Origin of the sequence: Ornithinibacter sp. (assembly GCF_035443565.1) — a bacterium.
Taxonomy (GTDB): domain Bacteria; phylum Actinomycetota; class Actinomycetes; order Actinomycetales; family Dermatophilaceae; genus Fodinibacter.
The window spans coordinates 1-4,090 of the sequence record NZ_DAORSO010000172.1; the positions used below are offsets into that span (position 1 = coordinate 1).

General features: G+C 71.0%; 4 protein-coding genes. All 4 read left to right on the forward strand.

Features of this window, described 5'->3' with window-relative positions:
- The coding region (locus tag PLL68_RS12740; RefSeq protein ID WP_324534640.1) for a (2Fe-2S)-binding protein at window positions 1–348 on the forward strand (348 nt) is incomplete at its 5' end.
- Window positions 348–2,825, forward strand: a complete 2,478-nt coding sequence (locus tag PLL68_RS12745) for a xanthine dehydrogenase family protein molybdopterin-binding subunit (RefSeq protein ID WP_324534642.1) — start codon at window positions 348–350, stop codon at window positions 2,823–2,825. The genes PLL68_RS12740 and PLL68_RS12745, both read left to right, overlap by 1 nt.
- Window positions 2,822–3,670, forward strand: coding sequence for an FAD binding domain-containing protein (locus PLL68_RS12750; RefSeq protein WP_324534644.1), 849 nt, complete (start codon window positions 2,822–2,824; stop codon window positions 3,668–3,670). The genes PLL68_RS12745 and PLL68_RS12750 overlap by 4 nt, the downstream gene beginning before the upstream one ends.
- 7 nt (window positions 3,671–3,677) lie before the next feature.
- A partial coding sequence (locus PLL68_RS12755; RefSeq protein WP_324534646.1) for an SRPBCC family protein occupies window positions 3,678–4,090 on the forward strand: 413 nt, incomplete at its 3' end.

Genomic DNA, 4,090 nt, shown 5'->3' on the forward strand with positions numbered 1-4,090 from the left:
CGCAGCGTGAAGTCGTGCAACGTCCTGGCCGTGCAGGCCGACGGGCACGAGGTGACGACCATCGAGGGCATCGCCCCGCACGGTGAGCTGCACCCCATGCAGCAGGCGTTCCACGACAACCACGCCCTCCAGTGCGGCTACTGCACGCCGGGCATGATCATGCAGGCCATCGACGTGCTCGCCGAGACGCCGAACCCGACCGAGGAGCAGATCCGCGTCGGCCTCGAGGGCAACCTGTGTCGGTGCACCGGCTACCACAACATCGTCAAGGCGGTGGCGGCCTGCGCGAGCAGCATGAACGAGCCGGCCGGCGCAGCCTCCGGAGCCAGCCAGGGGAGTGAGGCCTGATGACCGCCGTCGACGACCGCCCGGCATCCGAGGTCGGCACCGCCCGCAAGCGCAAGGAGGACGCGCGCCTCATCACCGGTCGCACGAAGTGGACCGACAACATCCAGCTGCCCGGGATGCTGCACCTGGCGATGGTGCGCAGCCCCTTCGCCCACGCGACGATCGACGGCATCGACACCAGTGCCGCCGCCGCCAGCCCCGGGGTCATCGCCGTGTTCACCGGCGCCGACCTCGCCGACAGCCAGGGCGTGAACATCAACGCCTGGCCGATCGCCCCCGACCAGGTCACCCCGACCCACCTGCCGGTGGCCGTCGAGCGGGTCGCCTGCGCCGGTGAGATCGTCGCCGTCGTCGCAGCCCGCTCGGCCGCGGCCGCGCGTGACGCCGTCGAGCTCGTCGACGTCGAGTGGGGTGAGCTGCCGGCCGTGCTCGACCTCAAGGAGGCCGCTGCCGACACCGTGCTCGCGCACCCCTCCCTCGGGACGAACAAGTCGGCCTTCTGGAAGCTCGACTCCGCCGAGCAGGGCACCGGCGGCGACGTCGACGAGGCGATCGCCAAGGCCCGCGTCGACGGCATCGTCATCGAGCGCGAGTACCGCCAGCAGCGCCTCGTGCCGGCCTTCATGGAGCCCCGCTCCACCGTCGTCGACCCGACCGGCGACCAGATGATCGTGTGGTCGGCGACCCAGGTGCCGCACATCCTGCGCTTCGCGATCGCCGCGACGACCGGCATCCCCGAGTCCAAGGTGCGCGTCATCGCTCCTGACGTCGGCGGTGGTTTCGGTGGCAAGCTGCAGACCACGCCCGAGGAGTTCGCGACGATCGCCGTCGCCCGCAAGCTCGGCAAGCCGTGCAAGTTCACCGAGACGCGCTCCGAGACGATGGTCTCGGCGCACCACGGCCGCGACCAGTGGCAGAAGCTGACCCTGTCGGCCGAGAAGGACGGCACCGTCACCGGGCTCAAGGTCGAGCTGCTCGCCGACCTCGGTGCCTACGTCGCCATCGTCGGCGGCGGGGTGCCGGTGCTCGGCGCGTGGATGTTCAACGCCATCTACAAGTTCCCGGCCTACCAGTTCAACTGCCAGACGGTGCTGACGAACAAGACCTGGGTCGACGCCTACCGCGGCGCCGGGCGGCCCGAGGCCACCTACGCCATCGAGCGGCTCATGGACGAGCTCGCCGTCGAGGTCGGGGTCGACCCGATCGCCATCCGCGAGAAGAACTGGATCACCCACGACGAGTTCCCGTTCACCACGGTCGCGGGCATGACCTACGACTCGGGCAACTACGAGGCCGCCACCGCCAAGGCGCTCGAGCTCTTCGGCTACGACGAGCTGCGCGCCGAGCAGAAGGCCCGCCGCGAGTCCGGCGACCCCGTGCAGCTCGGCATCGGCGTCTCGACGTTCACCGAGATGTGCGGCCTGGCGCCCTCGCGGGTGCTCGGCTCGCTCAGCTACGGCGCCGGCGGCTGGGAGAGCGCCAGCATCCGGATGCTCGCGACCGGCACCGTCGAGGTCGTCTCGGGGGCCACCCCGCACGGCCAGGGCCACGAGACGGCGTGGAGCCAGATCGTCGCCGACCGGCTCGGCATCCCCTTCGAGAACGTCGAGGTGCTGCACGGCGACACCCAGATCGCGCCCAAGGGCCTGGACACCTACGGGTCGCGCTCGCTCGTCGTCGGCGGTGAGGCCATCGTGCGGGCCGCCGACAAGGTCATCGAGAGGGCCCGCCCCATCGCGGCCCATCTGCTCGAGGCCAGCGTCGACGACCTCGAGTTCGCGGGTGGTCGGTTCACGGTGCGCGGCACCGACAAGGGCATCGGCATCACCGACGTGGCGCTCGCGACCTTCGCGGCGCACAACCTGCCCGACGGGGTCGAGCCCAGCCTCGACGCCGACGCCACCTACGACCCGATCGACTTCTCCTTCCCGCACGGCACCCACCTGTGCGCGATGGAGGTCGACACCGAGACCGGCGCCACGACGATGCGCAAGTACGTGTGCGTCGACGACATCGGCACCATCGTCAACCCGCTGATCGTCGAGGGCCAGATCCACGGCGGCCTCGTCCAGGGCATCGCGCAGGCGCTGTTCGAGGGCGCCGAGTACGACGACCAGGGCACCTTGGTGTCCGGCTCGTTCGTCGACTACACGCTCCCGACCGCGGCCGACACGATCAACTACGTCAGCGAGCACACCACCTCACCGTCGACGACGAACACCCTCGGCACCAAGGGGGTCGGCGAGGCCGGCACCATCGCCTCGACGCCCGCGGTCGTCAACGCCGTCGTGGATGCCGTGCGTCACCTCGGCGTCGCCGACATCGAGATGCCGTGTACGCCCCAACGGGTGTGGAAGGCCATCCGGTCGGCCGGGTCGTCGGGTGGCGGAGCGGCCGACGAGGCTCAGCCGCACTTCGCCGACGGCGCACCCAACCACGATCCAGCAGCAGGCGCGACGGACGGAGCAGGCCAGTGATCCCCGCAGCATTCGACTACGTCGCCCCCACGACGATCGACGAGGCCCTGGCTGCTCTGGCCGAGGCAGGCGACGAGGCCAAGGTCCTCGGCGGTGGACAGTCGCTCCTGCCGATCCTGCGCATGCGCCTCAACGCGCCCGAGCAGATCGTCGACCTCGGACGCATCGACGAGCTGCGCGGCATCCACGAGGACGGCGACCACGTCGTCATCGGCGCGATGACGACGTATGCCGACGTCATCGCGAGCCCGCTCCTGCGCACCCACGCGGCGCTGCTCGTGCAGGCCGTCGAGGAGGTCGCCGACCCGCAGATCCGGCGCCGCGGCACCGTCGGCGGTGCCCTGGTGCACGCCGACCCCGCGGGAGACGTCGGGGCGCCTGTCCTGGCGCTGAACGCCGAGCTCGTCATCCGCGGCCAGGACGGCGAGCGGACCGTGCCGGTCAGCGAGTTCTTCCTCGACCTGTTCGAGACCGCCGTCGGTGAGGGTGAGCTGCTCACGGCCATCCGCATCCCCAAGCACACCGGCTGGGGGTCGCACTACGAGAAGTTCGTGCGCGTCTCCCACCAGTGGTCGATCGTCGGCATCGCCGTGGCCCTGCGCGTCGAGGGCGGCTCGATCGCCGAGGCCCGGGTCGGCCTGACCAACATGGGCTCGACCCCGTTGCGGGCGCCCTCGGTCGAGGCCGCCCTCGTGGGCCGGTCGGCCGCGGACCTCGGTGACGCCTGCGACTCCGTCGCCGACGGCACGAACCCGCCGAGTGACTTGAACGGTGATGCCGACTACCGGCGGCACCTCGCGCGGGTGCTCACCCGTCGCGCCGTGCTCACCGCGCTCGGAGGCTGACGCCCGCATGGAGCTGACGCACGACTTCACCGTCCCCGCCCCGATCGACACCACCTGGGCGACCTTCATGGACCTGCACCGGGTCGGCAGCTGCTTCCCCGGCGCGGTCGTCACCGACGCCAGCGACGACGGTTTCGCCGGCACGGTGAAGGTCAAGCTCGGCCCCATCGCGCTCCAGTACGCCGGTGCCGGCACGTTCCTCGAGCGTGACGACCAGGCGTACCGGGCCGTCATCGAGGCCAAGGGCAAGGACAAGCGGGGCAACGGCACGGCCGGGGCCACCGTGACGATCCAGCTCGCGCCCTCGGGTGAGGGCACCCGGGTCGACGTCACGACCGACCTGTCGGTCACCGGCAAGCCGGCGCAGTTCGGGCGCGGGGTGATGCAGGACGTCTCCGACAAGCTGCTCGGCCAGTTCGT

Bases quoted from the DNA above. Each gene is read 5' to 3' on its own strand.
- PLL68_RS12745 (WP_324534642.1), top strand. From the start codon at position 348: ATGACCGCCGTCGACGACCGCCCGGCATCCGAGGTCGGCACCGCCCGC.